Annotated in this window: 16 protein-coding genes, 3 pseudogenes and 1 riboswitch; of the genes and pseudogenes, 16 read left to right on the top strand and 3 right to left on the bottom strand. The window is 35.3% G+C overall.

Going from position 1 to position 21,787, the window contains the following annotated elements:
* Nucleotides 1–166: 166 nt before the first annotated feature.
* Both JFL43_RS22710 and JFL43_RS16300 read right to left on the bottom strand, forming a co-directional pair.
* Nucleotides 167–301 (bottom strand): annotated as a pseudogene (locus JFL43_RS22710) (Tn3 family transposase); the annotation flags it as partial.
* A 269-nt stretch (nt 302–570) separates the two neighbouring features.
* A pseudogene (locus JFL43_RS16300) lies at nt 571–1,754 on the bottom strand (IS256 family transposase).
* Nucleotides 1,755–2,053: 299 nt separating this feature from the next.
* Here JFL43_RS16300 and JFL43_RS16295 point away from each other — a divergent pair.
* The 5 genes and pseudogenes from JFL43_RS16295 (at nt 2,054) to JFL43_RS23540 (ending at nt 8,874) form a co-directional block, all read left to right on the top strand.
* Nucleotides 2,054–4,912, top strand: a complete 2,859-nt coding sequence (locus JFL43_RS16295; RefSeq protein WP_200749861.1) for a binary toxin-like calcium binding domain-containing protein — start codon at nt 2,054–2,056, stop codon at nt 4,910–4,912.
* An 897-nt stretch (nt 4,913–5,809) separates the two neighbouring features.
* The gene (locus tag JFL43_RS16290) at nt 5,810–6,247 is read left to right on the top strand and encodes a HEAT repeat domain-containing protein (RefSeq protein WP_200749860.1); all 438 of its coding nucleotides are present in this window, start codon (nt 5,810–5,812) and stop codon (nt 6,245–6,247) included.
* 412 nt (nt 6,248–6,659) lie between these two features.
* Nucleotides 6,660–7,463: pseudogene (locus JFL43_RS16285) on the top strand (GNAT family N-acetyltransferase); the annotation flags it as partial.
* A gap of 287 nt (nt 7,464–7,750) precedes the next feature.
* Entirely contained in the window at nt 7,751–8,314 is a 564-nt protein-coding gene (locus JFL43_RS16280) for a GNAT family N-acetyltransferase (protein WP_200749859.1), read from the top strand.
* 251 nt (nt 8,315–8,565) lie between these two features.
* On the top strand, nt 8,566–8,874 hold the full coding sequence (locus tag JFL43_RS23540) for an MBL fold metallo-hydrolase (protein ID WP_407701991.1): 309 nt from the start codon (nt 8,566–8,568) through the stop codon (nt 8,872–8,874).
* Here JFL43_RS23540 and JFL43_RS16275 read toward each other — a convergent pair.
* Nucleotides 8,823–8,948: a transposase gene (locus tag JFL43_RS16275; protein WP_200749858.1), complete on the bottom strand. Its 126-nt coding sequence runs from the start codon at nt 8,946–8,948 to the stop codon at nt 8,823–8,825. The two genes, JFL43_RS23540 and JFL43_RS16275, sit on opposite strands and share 52 nt — an antisense overlap.
* Nucleotides 8,949–9,043: 95 nt before the next feature.
* Between JFL43_RS16275 and JFL43_RS16270 the strand changes: the two genes are divergently transcribed.
* The 11 genes from JFL43_RS16270 to JFL43_RS16230 all read left to right on the top strand — a co-directional run bounded on the left by JFL43_RS16270 (nt 9,044) and on the right by JFL43_RS16230 (nt 21,713).
* A complete protein-coding gene (locus JFL43_RS16270) occupies nt 9,044–9,259 on the top strand; it encodes a pentapeptide repeat-containing protein (protein WP_407701990.1) in 216 nt (71 codons plus the stop codon).
* 595 nt (nt 9,260–9,854) lie between these two features.
* Entirely contained in the window at nt 9,855–9,977 is a 123-nt protein-coding gene (locus JFL43_RS23095) for a hypothetical protein (RefSeq protein WP_267907813.1), read from the top strand.
* A gap of 165 nt (nt 9,978–10,142) precedes the next feature.
* Nucleotides 10,143–10,979, top strand: a complete 837-nt coding sequence (locus JFL43_RS16265) for a DUF6612 family protein (protein ID WP_200749857.1) — start codon at nt 10,143–10,145, stop codon at nt 10,977–10,979.
* Between the two features lie 125 nt (nt 10,980–11,104).
* Complete coding sequence (locus JFL43_RS16260; protein ID WP_200749856.1) at nt 11,105–11,305, top strand: hypothetical protein; 201 nt, start codon at nt 11,105–11,107, stop codon at nt 11,303–11,305.
* A gap of 325 nt (nt 11,306–11,630) precedes the next feature.
* Nucleotides 11,631–12,251, top strand: coding sequence for a TetR/AcrR family transcriptional regulator (locus JFL43_RS16255; protein ID WP_234447838.1), 621 nt, complete (start codon nt 11,631–11,633; stop codon nt 12,249–12,251).
* Between the two features lie 16 nt (nt 12,252–12,267).
* Nucleotides 12,268–12,405, top strand: coding sequence for a hypothetical protein (locus JFL43_RS23240; protein WP_325166697.1), 138 nt, complete (start codon nt 12,268–12,270; stop codon nt 12,403–12,405).
* On the top strand, nt 12,350–13,591 hold the full coding sequence (locus tag JFL43_RS16250) for an MFS transporter (protein ID WP_325166701.1): 1,242 nt from the start codon (nt 12,350–12,352) through the stop codon (nt 13,589–13,591). Before JFL43_RS23240 ends, JFL43_RS16250 begins: the two co-directional genes overlap by 56 nt.
* Nucleotides 13,576–15,894 carry an ABC transporter permease gene (locus tag JFL43_RS16245; RefSeq protein WP_200749854.1) on the top strand — a complete coding sequence of 773 codons (2,319 nt, stop codon included), beginning with the start codon at nt 13,576–13,578 and terminating at the stop codon, nt 15,892–15,894. The genes JFL43_RS16250 and JFL43_RS16245 overlap by 16 nt, the downstream gene beginning before the upstream one ends.
* A 3-nt stretch (nt 15,895–15,897) precedes the next feature.
* A complete protein-coding gene (locus JFL43_RS16240) occupies nt 15,898–16,656 on the top strand; it encodes an ABC transporter ATP-binding protein (RefSeq protein WP_200749853.1) in 759 nt (252 codons plus the stop codon).
* A gap of 190 nt (nt 16,657–16,846) precedes the next feature.
* Nucleotides 16,847–16,935: riboswitch (cyclic di-GMP riboswitch) on the top strand.
* Between the two features lie 1,495 nt (nt 16,936–18,430).
* Nucleotides 18,431–20,134, top strand: coding sequence for a M3 family oligoendopeptidase (locus JFL43_RS16235; RefSeq protein ID WP_200749852.1), 1,704 nt, complete (start codon nt 18,431–18,433; stop codon nt 20,132–20,134).
* Between the two features lie 433 nt (nt 20,135–20,567).
* Nucleotides 20,568–21,713 carry a WD40 repeat domain-containing protein gene (locus JFL43_RS16230; protein WP_200749851.1) on the top strand — a complete coding sequence of 382 codons (1,146 nt, stop codon included), beginning with the start codon at nt 20,568–20,570 and terminating at the stop codon, nt 21,711–21,713.
* The last annotated feature ends 74 nt before the right edge of the window (nt 21,714–21,787 follow it).

Genomic DNA, 21,787 nt, shown 5'->3' with positions numbered 1-21,787 from the left:
CGGATAATTATATGATTATATATTTTTCAGAAGATGAAACCTTGATTTTTCTACGCTAAGGAGAAAAATCAGGGTTATATTTATAGCCTAAGTAGAGTAGGGAATGGATAAAATTTTAAATCTAAGATTGAAATGATTATTCTCCTACGAAGTTAATGTGCTCCTATCCTAAAGGAGATAGATGAGAAAGTAATTCTCCTTAATATATTTTCTAGTCGTTTTCAATTATTTATCATAAATACACGGTATTCCAAATACTAATAGCATTGATAATGAGGTTTAAGGCGCTGGTACGCTGTAATTAATCTTGTAATGCTTTTTAACATTCAATTTCATAAAAACTTTACATAAAGTACGAGCTTTACTTTAAGCATTACTAGTTTATAGCATAAACAAATCATTCTTTCCCTGGGGACTGTCAATAATTTTGTGTAAATGACAATCCAACCTTTTCTTGTAGATTATCACTTTTAGATTTTTAAGTGCTTTTGTTCGAAGGAATGATTTTGGTTTTGAGGAAGGGGTACCCCTTCCTCAAAACCAAAATTTCGCGCTGTGCGTTCCTCGAGCTTATTCTTGCGATTCAAACATCGCTTCGAGTTTTGCACGTGCCTGATTGAAGCCGATATGACAACGTGTCGCGAATTTCTGGTTGTAATCTTCAAACTGCGACACTAGGAAGCGTTCGAGTGCTTCTTCGTTTGGAAATTGCTCCTTGCGCTTTGTATATTTCTTGATTTGCTTATTAAAGGACTCGATTAAATTCGTTGAGTAAATGCTGGACCAAATAGATTTAGGAAAGCTGTAAAACGTCAGTAAATAGGCGTTTTCCTCTAGGGATTTCACCACTTTCGGATAGGCTTTTTGCCATTTCGAACAGAAGGCTTCTAGTGCAGTTTGACCAGTCTCTTGATTTTCCGATTTGTATACGGTTTTGAAATCATCGCAAACTTCTTGGCGATCTTCTACGCGTACTTTGTGCGATAAATTGCGCGCTACGTGAACTAAACAGGTTTGGTAGTGTGCCTTCGGGAAAATCGAAGTAATGGCGCCAACCATGCCTTTTAAGCCATCCGAGATAAACAGAAGGACTTCTTCAACACCCCGTTCGTTCAGTTCTGTGAGAAGTTCTTTCCAATTATAAGCAGATTCTGTCGGCGCAATTGTATAGGAAAGTACTTCCTTGGAGCCATCTTCACGAATCCCCACCGCGATATAGACGGCTTCTTTGGACACCGTTTTAGGCGGACAGGAATATACGTCGCGTCTAAATAAACGCAGACATATCGTTCACTCAGGCGTCGTTTATTAAAAGCTTCTACCTGTTCTGACATCACTTTTGTCATGTTGGAAATCGTCTGTGGTGTATAATGATGGCCGTACATTTTTTCAATTAGTCCGGCAATTTCTGACATGGTAATGCCTTTTTGAAACAGATGAATGACCGTTGATTCCAGTGTATCATTCGAGCGTTTATATGGTGTGACCGTTTGTTGTTTGAACTCGCCGTTGCGATCACGAGGAATCTGGATCGTTAAGTCCCCGTATTCGGTGTGTAACGTGCGCGAATACGAGCCATTGCGTGAATTGCCTGAGTTAAAACCAATGCGATCATATTTTTCATAATCTAAAAACGCCGTTAATTCTGTCGCCAACAACGTATTCACCGCTGTTTCTAAATGGGTACGAAAAACTTCAGTAATATCTTGTTTTTTTACTAGAGCATCAACTAATTCTGTAGTAAACTGATTCATAGGGAAGACCTCTTTTCTAGGATTGGTTGTGGTGACTTAATTCTACCAAGAAAAGGTCTTCCTTTTTTGTCGTTTTATTCATTTACACAAAATATTTTACGCTCTCTTTCCCTGTTTTTTAGTAATAAGGGAAAATTTTAAGAATGAAACTAATTTACTCAGTATTGAAATTATTGTTCTTCATTTGACCTTTATAATTAATTTAGAAATAGAGGGGATGTGGATGAAAATAGCATAGAAAACATGGAAAAATGGGTCAAACCATTGATAAATCAATATTTATAGAGGGAGTGAAGAGTATGAAACTAAGAAGTGTATTCAAATGTCTTACAATTACAGCGATACTATCTCAAATTGCTGTATATCCGGTAATAGCTCATGCAGAAAGTAGTAATGGAAAGAAAGCTGATAACAAGACAATGGCAGAAGAAAAAAGTAATACACAAGGGCTATTGGGATATTATTTTAAAGATGCTCAGTTTAAGGAATTAGCTTTTATTAACCTTGGTGAACAAAGTAAACTGATGAATAAGACCAAAATAGATAAAAATAATCAAATTATCAAATCTGTGCGGTGGATGGGAAGAGTAAAGCCGTCTCAAACAGGAGAATATATACTTTCTACATCCTCTGATCAACAAATCGTTCTGCAAATTAACGGAGAAACTGTCATTAATCAAGTTAAGATGGAGAAACCTCTTAAATTAGAAAAAGATAAAGTATATGAATTGAAGATAGAATATCGAAATACAAAAGATACATCGTCTGATTTACAGTTATTCTGGTCAATAGATAGTAAAACAAAAGAGCAAGTTCCACAAAAAAATATTTTATCACCTAATTTCTCTGAAAAGGTAAATTTACCTGATGAAAAAAAAGATATGCTTTTATTACCAAACTTTAACCAGTTTGATAATAAAACTTTTTCCTCGGAACTAAAAGATACAGATAGAGACGGAATTCCTGACGAATGGGAAGAAAAGGGGTACACCTTTAGAAATCAACAAATTGTCCCTTGGGATGATGCATATAGTGTACAAGGATACAAAAAATATGTATCCAATCCATACAAATCTAGAACGGTTGCAGATCCATATACCGATTTTGAAAAAGTAACAGGTCATATGCCAGCGGCAACGAAAGATGAAGCAAAAGATCCATTAGTAGCAGCTTATCCAGCTGTTGGAGTAGGGATGGAAAGATTACTATTTTCCAAAAATCAAAATGTGACAGAAGGAAATTCTGGAACTAAATCAAAAAGTGTAACAGATACTAATACAACTGTTAACACCATCGAAGTAGGTGGGGGAATTGGTTTTGATAAGGGATTTACTTTTAACTTTTCACCTAAGTATTCACATTCATGGAGTAATAGCACATCGATAGAGAATACAGACAGTCAATCATGGTCAGAAGAAATTGGGATTAATACAGCTGAAGCTGCTTATTTAAATGCCAATGTTCGTTACTATAATGCAGGAACAGCTCCAATCTATGATTTACGACCTACATCAAACTTTGTATTCCAAAATTCTGGGGATTCTATCACAACAATAACAGCTGGACCAAACCAAATTGGAAATAGCCTAGGGCCGGGTGCTACTTATCCACAAAAAGGACAAGCTCCTATCTCTTTAGATAAAGCAAATGAAGCAGGGACAGTTAACATCTCAATTGATAAAGATCAGCTAGATACGCTTCAAAGTGGTGCGGAAACGCTAAATATAGAAACTACCCAAAATAAAGGGCAATATGCACTACTAGATGCGACAGGTAATCCTATTACAGACACTTCTAAGCAATGGGATCCTATTCGAACAAATATTGATGCAGTTTCTGGCGCTTTAACTTTAAATTTAGGAACTGGTAAAGAAAATTTAGAACGAAGAGTCGCAGCAAGAAATTTGAATGATCCCGAAGATAGAACACCTGAAATTACTATAAAAGAAGCCATCCATAGAGCTTTTAATGCAAAAGAAATAGATGGAAAATTATATTACACAGATTCAAATGGAAAAAGTATATGCATTGATGAAGCTGCGATTAATTTAATTGGTGATAAAAAAACACAGGATGACATTGATAAGCAACTCAATCAACTACAAGATAAAAAAGTATACAATGCGAAATGGAAACGTGGCATGAACATTACTCTTCACGTGCCAACAGTTTATTATGATTTTGAGGCTGCTGGTGCTACTAAATGGTACAATATCACTCAATCTTCTGGGGGATATACAGGTCAAAGAAGGGGACAAATTTCCCAGAACGGAAACGGTTTTGCACAAGACGAACTCAAATTAAAACCATCAACAAGCTATACCGCTCGTGCATATGTTCGAACAGCATCTCCAACAGGTGGAAACAATGTAGTGTTTTATGCAGATAGCACTGAGAATGGAGATGGAAAAGGTGCGAGACAGAATGTGAAGGTTGATGGAGATAATTGGAAAATGATAGAGTTTTCTTTTAATACAGGACCTAATCCAGAATATTTTAATAAATTAGGTTTAAAAAACAATGGAAGTGCCACTCTACATTTTGACGATGTATCTGTAACGGAGTGGTCAGCAACTGAAGAACTTCAAAAAGCGCATGTATTTGAAAAATGGGCTGAGAATACTCCATCGCAGAACCCTGGATGGATAAGGGGTGCAACGTTTTCTCGAGTTCCGAAGACAAAAGTGAGATATCAATGGAAGATTAACGGGAATTTTAAAGATATAATACAATCTCCTCCAACGGGAAGTAATGGAAAGCGAACTGTACCTGTCCTAGAGACTCCAGGCAGTAATTTAGAATTGTACGCTGTTGACGAAAAAAACGATAATCTGAAAGTAAAAGTTGCAGAGTATAAATCACTGTTAACAGGTCATGAATTTGGTAGCTGGAATATCGTTAATTTCAATGGAAAACAATATGTAAATGGTCTATATTTTAATAAAGTTCCGAGTAGAAATGTTCGCTATAAATTGGTGATTAATGGAGTAGAGACAGCTATAAAGGCTGCTTATCCATTAGATTCTCAAGGACGACGATATGTAAATTTCTTAGATTTCAATGCTGGTCTGGGCATTCCAATCGGAAGTAAAGTGCAGGTACTCGCTGTCGATGATCAATCCGATACTCTGAGATTTCAAGTTGCATTACGTAACTGAAAACCTACTGGAGGGAGGATATAACCTATTCAAGTTTTTGGGAATCTGATTTGCCCGACTCAGAGCTTGATTTGACTTACTCGAGAATTGATTTAAACTACTGTAGGAAGGATATAACCTATTCAAGTTTTTGGGAATCTGATTTGCCCGACTCAGAGCTTGATTTGACTTACTCGAGAAGTGATTTAACCTACTGGAGGAAGGATATAACCTATTCAAGTTTTTGGGAATCTGATTTGCCCAATTCAGAGCTTGATTTGACTTACTCGAGAAGTGATTTAACCTACTGGAGGAAGGATATAACCTATTCAAGTTTTTGGGAATCTGATTTGCCCGACTCAGAGCTTGATTTGACTTACTCGAGAAGTGATTTAACCTACTGGAGGAAGGATATAACCTATTCAAGTTTTTGGGAATCTGATTTGCCCGACTCAGAGCTTCATTTGACTTACTCGAGAAGTGATTTAACCTACTAGGGAAGAATTTAACCTACTCAAGCTTATCGAAACAGGATTTGCCTTATTCAGAAATTGATATAACTTACTTGGGAAAGAAAGCTTAGGTGTCAGTCACTTACTTACTCTGTCTATATACTGTATCAATATAGTAATGATAATAAAGACCATTTTTATTATTTTAAAGGATTTATATCATGATTATGGCAGGTGACTGGCACCATTTCATTAGCGGGATTACTCGAATCGACATATCAATAGGAATTTGTTTTCTTAAATAGTGAGAAAATACCTATCTTTTATGTTAAAGTTCGAATAAGTAAGAGGTAGCTGTCCAATTCGTATATAATGGTAGGATAGAGAAGAATTGATATTCCACAGACCATTTGTCGAAGTAAGCTTGAATCATCTCAAATACAATTTTAAAGGAGTTTGACATAACTTGAGTAAAAAGTTTGAAACAGAATTACCAGAAGACTATGCAGAACTAAAAAAAGAAGCGAATTACACGTCTAGCTGGAGAGACCGTATTGCAGCAGTAAATGAGTTAAGTACTTGTAAACACGCTAAAGTAATTGACCTTCTTAAAAACCGTTTAGAAAATGATACAGTTTACAAAGTACAAGAAGCAGCTTACAAAGCACTAATTGCATTTGGTGAAAATGTAGAACCACCTAAAGTTCAAAAATTTGATATTATCAAAGGTACAGATAAAATCTTAATCCGTGTGAAGAAAAGCTTACCAGCTGATCACACATTTGAAGACTTTGCTGGAAAACTTGAACGTATGCGCCTTGATGTATACGATGCATACGAAGGTCATAAAGGTAAAGAATTCAAAACATGGCTTGAACAAAAATGGACAAGCTTAAATAAATAATTCTTATATTTAGACTTATTTATTTACTATAAACAGATAAAGCCCAATCAATCATTGAATTTAAGGAATTCTAATATCTACAACGATTTTTTATCTGGAATAGATACAATTACTTTAGCGGAAAAATATTATTTATCATCAAAAAGTATTCAAAGAATCTTACTAAAAGAAAAGAAAGCAAATAATAAGGCAATGTGGTTATAAACTACATTGGCTTATTTTCTTTTATGAAAAAAGAATGAGGTTTTTTCCAGTTATGTAATCAAGATATAATTTATTTAGATAATGTAAGTAGGAGAAATTAATGGAAAACATAATAATAAACGGCAAAAACTATAAATTGATATCACGCTACCAGCATGATAATGAGCTAAGGTAAAGTTTTAATTTACTAACACAACAAACTTATAATTTCGATTTTGAGAAGTGGTATAAGAGTGGATATTGGAAAGAAAATTGCATTTTATACTCTCTGTTAGATAACGATAAAATGGTTTCTCACATTACAGTCAATGCCATTGATTTTATCGTCTTAGGGGAGAAAAAACGATTTGTTCAGTTTGGTACAGTAATGACAGATGAACATTACCGCAACCAAGGCCTAAGCCGAGTTCTAATGGAAACTGTTATAGATGAGTGGAAAGATAAATGTGATATGTTCTATCTTTTCGCCAATGACAGCGTACTTGATTTTTATCCTAAGTTTGGATTTGCCCCTGTAGATGAATATGAAGCTACAAAAAAAGTATCAAAAATCGAAAGTCCATATTCTGTCCGGAAAATGGACATAAAGAATGTTATGGATCTTAATTTGCTTTACGAAACAGCAAAAGATACGGAATCACTTTTTGCACTTTCTATGCAGAACAATTCGGGATTAGTCATGTTCTACTGTAACTACTTTGAGTTGTTCAGTTTTAAGGGAAATCTTTTCTATATACAAGGCTTGAATGCAATTGCTGTAGCAGATCACGAAGAAGACACGTTAATCTTATATGATATTTTGACAACTGAAAAAATAGAAATTGAAGAAGTAATAAATGTCTTGGCGACAGAACAGACGAAGAATGCCATTTTGAAATTTATGCCGAACAACAGTGAAAATAATGAGAAACGTCTCTTTAAAGAAGAGGTTTCTACACTTATGGTAATGGGTGATAAAGGTGAACTATTTAAAAATAATAAGCTGATGTTCCCGATATTATCTCATACGTGATATAGCTGAGGTTTTTGAATAATAGGAGAGCCTATTTTTATCTACTCAGCGCTTGATTTAACTCATTCAGAAGAGGATTCGACCTACTCAGCGCTTGATTTAACTCATTCAGAAGAGGATTCGACCTACTCAGCGCTTGATTTAACTCATTCAGAAGTTGATTTAACCTACTCGAACACATAGAAACAAGTTTTAACCAATTTAGCACTTCGTATAAATAAAGATATCTAGATAGAATTCTAGCTATAATTTATTTGCTAGAATTAAATATTTTCTGGGGGAAAAAAGTGGATTTTACAAAAATATTTAAAGAATTTCCAGTGATAGAAACTCAAAAAATTCGTTTAAGAAAGTTAAGATTGGAAGATGCACCCGCGTTATTAAAATATTATTCAAATGAAAATGTATATCGAAATCTTGATTGGAATGGACCAGAAACATTAGAAAGAAGTTATGAAGTTATCAAACTATGGAACAAAGGCTATGATGCAGGCTGGATTATTCGTTTTGCAATTGCCGACAAAGTCACAGATGAAATTATTGGAACAATATTTTTAAGTGAATTTGAAGGGAAAAGGGCTGAAATTGGCTATGAATTATCAGAGCAATATTGGCGTCGAGGGATAATGTCTGAAGCAGTACATGAGGTTTTATCAATAGGATTTAACCATTTAGACTTAGTAAGAATCCAGGCATTTGTTAGTGATGAAAATTTAGCTTCAAAGGTGATATTAAAAAAACTCTACTTCAAAGAAGAAGGTTATTTAAGGAAGTTTGAATGCCATAGTGTTACTGGAGAATATAAGGATATGTGGTTATATAGTTTGTTAAATACAGAGTTTCAAAGCTGAGAGAGGATTTTTCATATGGTATAAATCTCATTACATTTCGGCTGAAATTGTTACTTAAAAACTTCAAAAACGCGTGAGGAGTAGTGATATTAATGTTAGAGAAAATAACAGATAGAATTTACTAGATGAAAAATAGTGATGAAACAGATAGACCAGTGTTAGGACTTGTAATAGATGACGACTTTTGTTTAATTGTTGATGCAGGAAATTCTCCCAGACATGCAAATGAATTTTAAATAGAAATAGATAATATGGGCTTGCCTCCGGTTAAATTTTTGATTTTAACACATCATCACTGGGATCATACTTTTGATATAACAGAATGGGATTTGCTTTCAATTACAAATAATAAAACAAGCAATTATTTGAATATGTATCGAGGTATTAAATATGATGATAAATCATTAGAATTAGCAAAAGGTAAGGGTGTTTTTAATGGACGAACAAAACAGGGAAGTAACCATTTTGATGCTAATCTACTATTTCCGATGATACAAATAATTGAATACTATGTATGTTCGCATGAGTCAGTTTGCAGTAGATATTCGCTAGACAGTTGATTGACGGGTGTACCCGAGCGATAAAGCTCGACTACCGTTTGTTTGAATTCTTGGTTGTATCGTTTTTGTTTCATTTCGGACACGTCCTCTCGTTAGTTCAATTTTAATGATTTAATCGAGGTATGTCCATACATCCATATTACATCCACTAGCAAATAGCGATATTATTTTGGCAACTTTAGGCGGAGTTCGTTTTGTAGACACAGATCTTGGGGCAGAAAATAATCCTATATTATTTGAGCGGTGTGATTTGAATGGTAGTAAATTAAGTCATTGCAATCTCAGAGATGTAGAAATACAGGAGAGTGATATAATAGGCATGAAAATAGATAACATACCAGTCGAAAAACTACTTGAAGCATATTATCAAGTGAACGAAGAATAATTGAGTTTATAAGAGAAAGCTGTTAACCAGTCATAATAATTCAGTAAAATGAACACTTTTTTAACTCTTTACATACAATGCTGAATGTTCTTTTTTTGATTAGAAAGCTGGGTTGATTTAATTTCGATATCCTTTTGCAGAGATATAGGAAGTTGTGAAAATGATAGGAGCAACGTAAAGAAAATGCTTAATTTACAGAAGGAATGGTTCCGGTTTGTGTGATAAACTTAATCTAATAAATGAAAAAGCTGGGATAATAAATATAAGTCTTTCTCGATAAAGTGCCATTGCATTAGACAGTGTATAAAGATATTGGAATGAATATCTGAAAGTAATTGATCATGTTGTTGTCACAAAAACTATTCGTAGCAACCTTAACTGCCATGTTCACTTTTTTATTCTTTCATTATTTATTATTGGAGAAAATACTAATGATTACTTCATCATTGGATTTGTTCTCAGTTTAGTAACAATTCCTTTCATTTTCACATTTGGATTACTATCCTCAATGTTTATAGGGAAAATTTGTAATAAATATCAATTTAAGAAAATCATCAGTTTCTTGTATCATTTAGTTAGTGGAATAATATGTTTAATGATTTTCTTAGTCTATATTTTCATCACAGGTGGTTCACCTGAAGTATACATTCAAACGGGATTAATGATTGCATTAACAACAGTTTTCTTTAGTATTGATATTGTAATGAAGAAAATATAAAAAGAAATAGATTTACTATAAAAATCAGCAATATTTACATAGATTACAAAATGTTGAAACTTTTTAGTATTTATCGTACTATACTATTAATAGATAATTTTAACAAAATTTCCTTTATGGTAAAATGTTAATGTCTATTTAAAAGTAAAAAGGTGGGATTTTGTAATGAAGAAATGGTTTTTGCCAATCGTAATGCTTCTAGCAGTGGCAGTACTTGGCGCATGTAATGCAAATCAAAAAGTTGGAGATTCAGATGTAACAGCAAAAGAGCTTTATGAAAAAACGTTAAAGAAACAAGAATCTTTGAAAAGCTATTCTGCAACAGGTGATATCAAGTATAATATGGTATTCAAAAACAAAGAGGAAGAAATGTCGGTTGATGCTGTAAGTGATTTGAAAATGGATATTATTGCTGATCCTCTTAGTTCATATTTTACTTCAACAACTAAGATGAAAAATATAGGCGAAGAAGATGCAATGGATATCAAAATGGAAGGCTATATGACAGATAAAGGCTTCTATATGAAAGAATCGACATTGAATCAATGGATGAAAATGCCAAAAGAACAATATGATCTAGTTTTAGGTTCTTATAAAGAGCAATCGGATCCTTCTGAACAATTGAAAAAACTGAGTGAATTTGTAGAAGACTTTAAAGTTGATACTGAAGGTGACAAATATGTATTAACATTAAAAGCTGAAGGTGAGAAATTTACAAAGTTCATGAAAACTGAAGTAGAAGCTCAACTTGCTCAAATGTCACAAGGTGCTGAAACGCCACCACTTGATGATATGAAATTTGAAGATGTTGAATATGTAATCTATATTAACAAAGACTACAATATTGAGCATATGAAAACAAAAATAAATATCTCGATGAACGTAGAAGGCAATGAAATGAAGATGAAAACAAACACTGACTTAAAACTTAGCAACTTCAACAGTGTTAAACCAATTACAGTACCAAAAGAAGTAACTGAAAAAGCTAAAGAAATGCAATAGAAATCGGTTGTAGCTGAAAAGCTATGACCGTTTTTTGGTGTGCCAGGCATGTCTGTCAACTAGTTGATGAAAGTTCACTGTGGGCGTTGGGATATGCGAACCACTAGCCAAGAGCAAGGGTGTCCGTGGCGACGCGTAATCTGAAGGAAGCTGGCGGCAAAACCTTGGTCCGAGGTACACGAATCACATTCGAGGTTGTTCTGTTTGGACGAGATTGCCAAATAAATCGAAATCCTAAATATCGTGTAATAGAAGAACATCCTACTAAAGAACATCCTACTAAAGAACATCAACAGTATTATCTATTAAAGAGACTGATTTATTAAGTATTTTCTTCAATTAAGGGGGGCGTTGATCCAAAAAGGATTAACGCTTTTTATGTTGAATTTTGATAGTACTAAAGAGGCAAGTTAATGTAATAAGAGAATAAAGTAAGTATTTACTCTGTTAAGAAGAGATGAAAGCTAGTCTAAATAGCTTGGTGAACTAAAAAACAAAAAAGGAAATCCAACTCTAGAATAGGAGTCGAATACTTCTGATGAAGCAATTTTGAGGTTAGTTTTTTACAAAATTTAGAATATTTACTTGACGACTCAACATAGAATGTTATAAATTTACAGATAGACAGTCGGTCTATAAGGAGAGGTGAAAATGAGAAAAGAAGCGGAAGAACGCAGGAACGAAATACTTGACGCGGCGGATGAGCTTTTTGGTCGGAAGGGCTTTGATGGCACAAGCACAAACGATATTCTTGAAAAGGTCGGAATTGCGCGGGGAACGCTGTATTATCACTACAAGTCGAAGGAGGATATTATGAACGCACTGATTGAGCGGTATACTGTCCTCCTTTTAGGAGCGGCGAAGGAAATTGCCGCAGACAAGAGCATCCCCATAAATGAACGTATTATCCGCGTTGTAATGGCACTGAACATAAGTGGCGGCAACGGCAAGGAAATTATTGAGCATGTTCACAAGCCTCAGAACGCGCTTATGCATCAGAAAATACAAAAGGTCATAATCAACGGCGTTCCACCGATACTGGCGGAAATAATCCGCGAGGGCATTGAGCAAGGACTATTCAGTACGCCGTATCCGTATGAATGCATGGAAATGGTTGTGGCATATACGAATACCATTTTTGATGATGATATGGTTAATATGAAGAATGAAGAGCGTGCTTCACGTATACAGGCGCTTGTTTTCAACGTAGAAAGGTTGCTCGGTGTCGAAAGCGGAAGTCTTATGTACATGATGAAGATGTTTGACAGCTGAAATGGAGGTAAAAGAAATGGAAAAAGCAATGAATAATTCGGGGAAATCCTTCGGGGAAATCCTTCGGAAAATTTCTTCTTCTGTGGTCGGGACAGCTTATTTCAGTAATAGGAAGCGGGCTTACGGCGTTCGGGCTTGGGATTTATGTTTTTGAGCAGACGGGAAAGGCATCGCCAGTGGCACTGGTAATCTTACTTGCGTTTATGCCGTCGCTTCTTTTAAGTCCTGTGGCGGGAGTGCTTGCGGACCGCTATGACCGCAGGCTTCTAATGGTGCTAGGCGACAGTCTTTCTGCGATAGGACTTATATTCATTTTGATTTGTATGCTTAGCGGAGAAGCGCAGCTATGGCAGATTTGCGTGGGAGTTACAATAAGCTCATTTTTTTCATCGCTGCTTGATCCCGCATACAAGGCTACGGTTACGGATTTGCTTACCGAGGAGCAGTACACAAGGGCAAGTGGCTTTGTTCAGGTTGCAGGCTCGGCAAAATATCTGATTTCCCCCATACTTGCGGGATTTCTGCTCACCGTTACGGATATAAAGCTGCTGCTTGTAATCGACATCTGTACATTTTTTGTAACGGTTACTTCAACTCTTGCTGTACGTAAAGGTCTTGTTTCAATGAAATGCGAACAGGCAAAATCGTTTATCCGGGAATTCAAAGACGGTTGGGGTGCCATTTCTAAAAACAGAGGCGTGCTTGTTCTTGTAATAATGTCATCGGTAATGACTTTTTTCCTTGGCTTCATACAAACACTTTCCATGCCGATGATACTTGCTTTTACGGACAGTGCAGTAGTAGGAACACTTGAAACAATTGTGGCTACTGGAATGCTTGTATCAAGTGTGATTATAGGAATTCTTCCGATAAAAAAAGGCTTTATGAAAATTCTTTCTATTTCGCTGTTTTGTGAAGGAATATTTATGGCGGTATTCGGACTTCGCGAAAATATTGTACTTCTCTGTATTTCGGGATTTCTCTTTTTGGCAATGATGCCATTTGCAAACACAACCCTGGATTTTCTTGTTCGTACCAACATTGATAATGCCGTTCAGGGCAGAGCATGGTCACTTATAGGGTTAATTTCACAGCTTGGATTTGTTGCCGCTTATGCGCTTTCGGGTGTGCTTGCGGATTATGTGTTTACTCCTTTACTAGTTGAAGGAGGAGTACTTGCTGACAATTTAGGAAAGATCATCGGCACGGGTAGTGGTAGAGGAACGGGATTACTCATTATTATCGCTGGGATTTTGTTATGTGTTACTTCAGTAATTCTGTACAATTTGAAATCGGTTAAAAAGCTTGAAAACAGAGGTGACTTATGTATTTCAGAATAATCCGTAATGACATTTCAAAAAGCAAACTGATAACGTTGACAACAATGATATTTGTCGCTGTCGCGGCGATGCTTGTTTCTCTCTCGGCGATACTTGTCGTAAATCTTTCGGGTTCGATAGATACACTCATGAAGCAGGCGAAAACTCCGCATTTTATGCAGATGCATTCGGGTGATATAAATACTGTACGACTTTCGGATTTCGCGGAGCAATACAGCAATGTCGATGAATTTCAGGTGCTTGAATTTCTCAATGTTGACGGTGCGCAGATTGTAATTGACGGAAACTCGCTTGTGGACAATGTTCAGGACAATGGCTTCAGCACACAGAGCGGAAAATTTGATTATCTCCTTGATCTTGACGGAAACGTTATAAATGTATCCGATGGGGAGATTTATGTTCCGGTAGGTTATATGAAGGACGGCACTGCACAAGTCGGTGACAAGGTTGTGATAGACGGAAAGAAATTTACCGTTGCGGGATTTCTCCGCGATTCACAGATGAATTCGTTGCTTGCTTCGTCAAAGAGGTTTCTTGTGAGCGAAAATGATTATGCGGCAATAAAGGGTTTCGGAAACACGGAATATCTTATTGAGTTCAGACTAAAGGACTTGTCTGAAATTGGCGCATTCGAAACTGCTTACACCTCCGCAGGACTTGAAGCAAATGGTCCGACAATTACCTATCCGCTTTTCAAAATGCTTAATGCCATTTCCGATGGTCTGATGATTGCGGTCATACTTCTTATAAGTGCGCTTGTCGTTGCAATCGCATTTATGTGCATACGCTTTACGCTCCTTGCGAAAATCGAAGAAGACTACCGCGAAATAGGCGTTATGAAAGCAATAGGGCTACGTGTTTCCGATATAAAAAAGATTTATCTTGCGAAATACGCGGTAATTGCGGCAGCTGGTTGTACGCTCGGATTTGCACTTTCATTTGTGTTCAGAGGCATGCTTCTTGAAAATATACGGCTTTATATGGGGGGAAGTGAAAACTCTTCTTTCGCTTTAATTTTCGGAATAATTGGTATATTGTTCGTGTTCCTTGCAATTATTGCCTATGTAAGCAAAGTGCTGAAACGCTTTCGAAAAATATCAGCCGCGGAAGCAATACGCTTTGGCACTTCACAGGAAAAATCCGCGGGCGCAAAACATTTTTGCCTAAGCGGAAACAGGCTACTTAACACGAATATTTTTCTGGGCATAAAAGATGTTCTTGCAAGAAAAAGTCTTTATGCCACAATGCTTGCGGTGCTTGTGATTTCAACATTTATCATTATCATTCCACAGAACCTGTACAACACTATTTCCTCAAAGAGCTTCATTACATATATGGGGATAGGAAGTAGTGATATGCGCATTGACATTCAGCAGACCGACAATATTTCTAAAAAAGCAGTGGAAATTGTAAAGACGCTGGAGCGCGACAATTCTATATCTAAATATGCTGTGCTTACGACCAAAACATTCAAAGCAAAGAAGGAGCACGGATTGGAGGAAGGAATAAAAATTGAACTTGGCGACCATTCGATATTCCCAGTAGAATATTCCGAAGGCAGAGCACCCGTCAAAGAAGACGAAATTGCACTTTCAGCTATTAACGCTGATGAGCTGGGCAAAAAGGTCGGCGATGTCATTACGCTGGTGATTGAGGGGAAGGAGAAAAATCTCACGGTAAGCGGAACTTATTCCGACATTACTAACGGTGGCAAAACCGCAAAGGCTGTTTTCTCCGATAATTCGGCGGATATTATGTGGAGCGTAATTTACGCGGAGCTTTCGGATAAATCTCTTGTCGGAGGAAAGACTTCGGAATATTCGGATAGGTTCAATTTTGCAAAGATTTCGGGCATTGATGAATATATTACACAGACATTCGGCTCGACAATTAGTTCCGTCGGAAAGGCCTCCTATGCTGCAATTGTCGTTGCGCTGATTATAACGTTATTGGTTACACTTTTATTTATGAAAATGCTTGTCGCAAAGGACAGATACTCAATTGCCGTAATGAAATCGTTAGGTTTTACAAACTCGGATATTACATTACAGTATGTTTCGCGTTCGGTATTTGTTCTGATTGTAGGAATTGTTCTTGGGACGCTTCTAGCAAACACTCTCGGAGAGGTACTTGCGAGCGCGGTTATCTCATCGTTTGGAGCGTCGTCGTTTAAGTTTGTTGTTAATCCACTTTCTGCGTATCTATTATGTCTATTGATGATGATATGCTCAGTACTTATCGCAACAATTATCGGCACATCGAGCGCGGGACAAATAAAAACATCTGAAAACCTGAAGGAGTAGATTATGAAGAAGATTATTATCGGTGATAATATAGTAAAATCTTTCGGAGTAGACAATGAAAAGCACAATGTTCTCGATGGCGTGTCCGTTGAAATAAACGAGGGAGAGTTCGTTTCGGTTATGGGACCATCGGGCTCAGGAAAATCGACACTGATGTATGCGATGAGTGGAATGGATGGCATTGACGGCGGAAAGGTTTCTTTTGACGGCAGGGATCTATCAGCACTTAGTGAAAAGGAGCTTGCCGACATACGCAGAACAAAAATGAGTTTTGTTTTTCAGCAGCCGACTTTGCTTAAAAACCTGAACATTCTGGATAACATCATTCTTCCTTCATTGCGGGATAACAGAAAAAGCGCTGCGAAGATTACCGAAAAAGCAAGAGCGCTTATGAAAAAGGTTGGTATTACAGAACTGGAAAAGCGTGATATTACCCAGGTTTCGGGAGGACAGCTTCAGCGTGCGGGAATATGCCGCGCACTTATTAGCAACCCTAAAATTATCTTCGGTGACGAGCCGACTGGCGCGCTTAACTCAAAATCTGCGCAGGAGATTATGGACATATTTTCCGAAATCAACGCGGATGGTAATGCGGTTATGCTTGTAACTCACGACGCAAAGGTTGCGGCGCGGACGGAGCGCATTATGTTTATGCGTGACGGAAAAATCGTAAGCGAACTGAAGCTTCCGAAGTTTGACGGGATGGATATGGATGGAAGGGTCGAGAAAGTTACGGTGGAAATGCGGAAAATGGGAATATGATTTGTTGTTTCACAGTCACGATTTTTACTAATGACATTTTCAGTTTTCCGAAGTCAGTGTCTTCCGGGCGGTTGCTATCCCACAATGGAAGAGGATAAATTCCAACAATTCTATATAGAGTGGAATCGCAATAAAGAAACTATTTTGGTTAGGTATCCAATGAATGTCATTAATACTTAATGCAAATAAATAGAGCTAAGGGCAAACCTGTCAAAAGGCAGGGACGCAAAGCTGTAGGATCTAAGGCGTTATAAGAGCAATGATAGCCTGGCTACAGAGCATCGAAACCAAGACCAGCCCTTAACAAATGGCAGGTCTTAGTTTTATAAAGCTCAATTATTTAGCTTAAAGGCATATTAACACTCCTTTCCCTCTTTGCTCAAACGAAAGGAGTGTGCTTATATGAGTTTTATAGTCTACCAATTTTTTATGTCGTATTTGAATCATATTGAACGTTAAAAAGGAGTGAAATAATTGGAATATTTAAGAGAATATTAATTGGAAAATTAAAATAAGGCAATGTTTTAAGTGTTGAGGAAAGAGCCTTCATAGCAATTTTTAATACTTCATTTGGCATTTGATGAAGACGATAATTAAATTTAATTCCTTACTTATCGATTTCTTTTTCTGGATACTCAACAAGATGTAACTGTTCAAAGTTTCTTATTCAACTATAGGAGCTAGAGTTGAATAAGCCAAGCTAAAAAGTCGGTTCCTTACCGTACAGGAATTCGGCTTTTTTTCATGTTGAATTTTACTTAGCGTACAAAATTCCCGGAATATTGGCTGTACCCCTACTTGGAATTTATGCAGAATATAGAGAAGAAACTGGACCTTCATCCGCTTCTTCTCTTTCTTTGAAGTACTTTGTACAAAGTATTCTTAATTTTATGGAGAGATATATTGGCCATGATTACATACAACAGATCAAGTAAAACAAATCGGTATATCTTAAGAAATAATAGGTATTTAGTTCTAAAAAACTCTTGCATGTTACAGTTATTGAGATTTAATTGAACTTTACATAGCCTTAAAAATCTCTACTATGAAGAATGGGGTATATAAATGACTAATCAATCACGCAATAATTGTGAAGAAAATTAGGATTATGAAAGTTCTCTTCAATTAAAATAGCGTATGCTCTGGTTGGTCTACAATCTAACATATATAGAATTTCAAATGTAGATCCAGTAAGCCGTGTTGTCATCCTATCCAATTCTTCCTCTCTACTTTCTTTTGATACTGGTGGATTTGAAAGATTACCCTAATAAAGTGTACTATCAATACGCACATCTCCCCGAAATTTTTTGCTATTATTTCAATTACATCATGAGTCTTTATACCATATAAGACTAGATCTTCAGCAATATCCTTTACCGGTATTTTAGTGATATATGAAAAGCGGTAGATGTCCCGTTTTAATTCTAATGGTAGAGATGGCTTTATATCTCTACGCTTATCGGGGCTCTCTTTCCTCATTTTTGTACTATCTCCATTTTCAAAAGTAAGTCTAGGACAGTGTTTTTCATTTCTTAGGACACTATCAAGATACGAATGGGGGGATAACAGTATTTTTTTGAAATAGAAAATATAGAAAAGTTAAACAATTGGTAAAGATACTATTTTAGATTACTCAATCGAAAAATTTAATCTTCTAAATTAACTGTTATATACCATAAAATGTTAATAATACAAGCATTGAGTTAAAGGTTTTTTTTGGTAAAATTATTAAAGTGTAAAAAATTCAGATAATTTATTTTGAAAGGGGAAAATCATGAATTTTAATGAAATCAAATATCAACGGCCTGATATAAGCGAGTTTAAAACAATAGTATTAGATCTGTTGGAACAATTCGAATCTATAGGTTGCTTCGAAAAACAATGTGAAATTATTGATGAAATTAACTCATTAAGGAATAATGTTTTGACAATGTTAACAATAGCTCAAATTAGAAACTATACAGATATGACAAATACCAAGTACATTGAGGAGCAAAAATATAGCGATGAAAAATGGCCGCTATATGAGATGGTCGTTTCTAAATATTACAATACATTATTAAAATCTAAAAATAAAAGTAAGATAGAAAATAAATACGGTAGTCAATTACTAGAAATCGCGCATATTAATATAAACACAGTAAATGATAGTGTATTAAGTGATTTAGAGAAAGAGAATAAACTTATTAGTAAATATATAAAAGTCTTAGCAACATCGAAGACTGAATTCATGGGAGAAGAGAGAAATATCTCTCAACTAGATGTTTTTCTGAACTCACCAGATAGAAACATTAGGGAAAAAGCAAGTGAAAAAAAATATCAACTTATGAATCAAAATGAAAAAGATATAGATTCAATATTTTGCGACCTTGTTAAAGTTCGAACTAATATAGCAGAAAAGCTTGGTTATACTTCATTTGTGGAACTAGGATATGCAAGACTTTCAAGAGTTGGATATGGTCAAGAGGAAGTGAAAAAGTTTAGAGACATGATTAAAACTTATATTGTACCTATATCAACGCAACTACGAGAGAATCAAAGAAAAAGAATAAAGGTAGATGTTTTACAATATTTCGATGAGAATTTAAGATTTATCGATGGAAATGCAACTCCTAAGGGTGATGAGAAATGGATTATTAAAAGATTTAAAAATATATTTAAAGAGTTATCCTCAGAAACTGGAGAAGTATTTGATTTTATGGAGGCAAATAACCTGCTTAATTTAACTACTAAAACAGGAAAAGCAAGAGGAGCTTTTGCCACTTACTTATGTAACTATAAATCTCCTTATATTTTTGCCAACTTAAATGGTACAGGGAATGATGTGAAAGTATTAAGCCATGAATTCGGCCATGCATTTCAAATGTACGTCTATAATATGAGGAACGAAATTCCAGAATATATACTTCCTACTAAAGAAGCATGTGAAATTACTTCAATCGCGATGGAATATCTTGTTTGGCCAGGACTGGAAAACTTATTAGATGAAGATGCTGAAAAATATAAATATGCTCATTTGGAGGATGCAATCCTTACATTACCTTATAGAGCTTGTATAGATGAATTTCAACACTTTGTCTATAATAATCCCAAAGCAATTTCTTCCGAATGGAAAAGAAAGTGGAAGGAATTAGAGGATATTTATATGCGAGACAAGTCGTACAAGGGTAATGATTATTTAGAAAGGGGGAATTTTTGGCAAATGCAATCACATTTATTTAAATTTCCATTCTATTATATCGATTATGCTCTTGCACAAATTTGTGCTTTACAGATTTGGGCATTAGCTCAAACAGATGAAAAAGAAGCTTGGAGAGTTTATAAGAAATTATGTGAGAAGGGGGGAAGTTTATCCTTTTTGGACCTGCTTGAAAGGACTATTTTGTCTCCTTTCGACGAAAATGCGTTTAATGAAGTGATTGATCTTTTATCAACTTGGTTTGAAAAAAGCAGTATTAATGAAAGTAACTATATCTGATTAAATTAGAAATCATAAATTAAGGGTGAATTATGTATTTAAATTTGATGAAATTTAAAATTTATAGAGCAGCAGTACGAATTTGCTATAATTAGTAGGTACAATTACTTTCATTATTCGGTTTCTTCTCAGCGAATGAGCCTGAATATAGAATTGACGAAGATGGAAAGACCCTACAAATAGATTTTCAATGTTTGAAGGAGCGGAAGAAATTGCTTATGAGTTAGTTGCATAGTATAAAACAAAAGTAGTGGACCTTTCCATTACTTTTTGTATGTCAACAACCGTGCAATCAAAATAAATAACACATACTTTAGTTATATAAAACTCTAAGGATATTATTAGTCTGAAATTTCAGGTTACTGCCTTCACTAATGTGATATGATAATAAACGAGGAATTTTCTCCATTAAAAAGCTAGAGGAGAGTTGTAGATGAAGAAAATCATCAGTTATTTGGTAGTTGTTTTATTTTTAATTTCTTTGGTACCACCAGTTGCTGATGCAGCAAGTAAGGTTACGGTTACTGCAAAGCTTAGTAAAAGTACTCTTAAGTACAACGGTTCTGCTAAAGTTTCCTATAGTGTAAAGAAAAACGGGAAAATCGTAAAGAATCCAAAAGTGTCTTTTAGTTCGTCGAACAAGAAGATTGTGACTGTTACTAAAAAAGGTGTCGTGAAGTCTAAAAATGCAGGTAAAGCTTATGTGTATGTAAAAGCATATGGCAAAAAAGTTAAATTGCCTGTCACTGTGTCTAGAAAGGTTTGGCATGTTAAAGAGTCGTATATAGGAAGAAAAGTAGATACATCCTTTGACAATAAATACTTTTCAGTGGGCTCAACTCTATTTAATTTTAAAAATGGGGATATAGTAAAAGAGTTTGGTGAAAATAGAAACACGAAGAATTCTATTTTCTTCTGGAAAAACGGATTAGTTCATTATGACGGTAGTGTTTTTGATTATAGAGATTTAAAATTTAATTCTTATGCAAGATATAAAATGTTTGATTTTAAAACATATTCCCTTTTTGATGTAAAAAATGGGATAGCGTATGCTAGCCATAACAAGATTAATGGAAAAGTTGTAGATTCAAAATTAAATGTGGTAAATATAGCTGATAATACAGAAAGAATTACTGCTGCACTTTCAGAAGATGGTTCGATTTTAGCTACAGCTTTTAATGATAACAATCGTGTTGTTTTAAACGATACAAAAACCGGGGATGTTATAAAGGAATTTACTTTTGAAGAAATGGTAACACACATCACTTTTACAAAAAAGAATAATAAATTGTTGTTAGTCATCGGAGAAGAAAATCAAAGCGCTTATGCTTTTGATACAAATTCAGGAAAGATTCTTAAAAAATTCGGAGGACCTTATACCATTTTTGGTGATGTTAAAATCAGTCCTGATGGAACTAGAATCGCTACTTTAGAAGGTAGAGGTATTAAAATATATGATGGTTCTTATAAATTTTTATATGAAATAAAATTAATTGACAGACATAATATCAATTTCTCTAAAGACAGCAAATATTTAATCGTTGCTGGCGGGGGTATTTCGAAGTATTACGTTAAATAGTGATTACATTCTTCAGTGAAAAAAAAGTAGTGGAATAACTTCCGCTACTTTTTTCACGTCAAGAACATATAATT

Source organism: Viridibacillus soli, from assembly GCF_016612995.1.
Lineage (GTDB): Bacteria > Bacillota > Bacilli > Bacillales_A > Planococcaceae > Viridibacillus > Viridibacillus soli.
Note: the sequence above shows the minus strand (reverse complement) of the source record. Positions and strands in the feature narration are given on the sequence as shown.

Excerpts from the sequence above, each read along its gene's own strand:
- JFL43_RS16235 (WP_200749852.1), top strand. The coding sequence starts at position 18,431 with ATGAATTTTAATGAAATCAAATATCAACGGCCTGATATAAGCGAGTTT.
- JFL43_RS16255 (WP_234447838.1), top strand. The coding sequence starts at position 11,631 with ATGAGAAAAGAAGCGGAAGAACGCAGGAACGAAATACTTGACGCGGCG.
- JFL43_RS23240 (WP_325166697.1), top strand. The coding sequence starts at position 12,268 with ATGGAAAAAGCAATGAATAATTCGGGGAAATCCTTCGGGGAAATCCTT.
- JFL43_RS23540 (WP_407701991.1), top strand. The coding sequence starts at position 8,566 with ATGGGCTTGCCTCCGGTTAAATTTTTGATTTTAACACATCATCACTGG.
- JFL43_RS16245 (WP_200749854.1), top strand. The coding sequence starts at position 13,576 with ATGTATTTCAGAATAATCCGTAATGACATTTCAAAAAGCAAACTGATA.
- JFL43_RS16295 (WP_200749861.1), top strand. The coding sequence starts at position 2,054 with ATGAAACTAAGAAGTGTATTCAAATGTCTTACAATTACAGCGATACTA.
- JFL43_RS16265 (WP_200749857.1), top strand. The coding sequence starts at position 10,143 with ATGAAGAAATGGTTTTTGCCAATCGTAATGCTTCTAGCAGTGGCAGTA.
- JFL43_RS16275 (WP_200749858.1), bottom strand. The coding sequence starts at position 8,948 with ATGAAACAAAAACGATACAACCAAGAATTCAAACAAACGGTAGTCGAG.
- JFL43_RS16230 (WP_200749851.1), top strand. The coding sequence starts at position 20,568 with ATGAAGAAAATCATCAGTTATTTGGTAGTTGTTTTATTTTTAATTTCT.
- JFL43_RS16240 (WP_200749853.1), top strand. The coding sequence starts at position 15,898 with ATGAAGAAGATTATTATCGGTGATAATATAGTAAAATCTTTCGGAGTA.
- JFL43_RS23095 (WP_267907813.1), top strand. The coding sequence starts at position 9,855 with ATGATTTTCTTAGTCTATATTTTCATCACAGGTGGTTCACCTGAAGTA.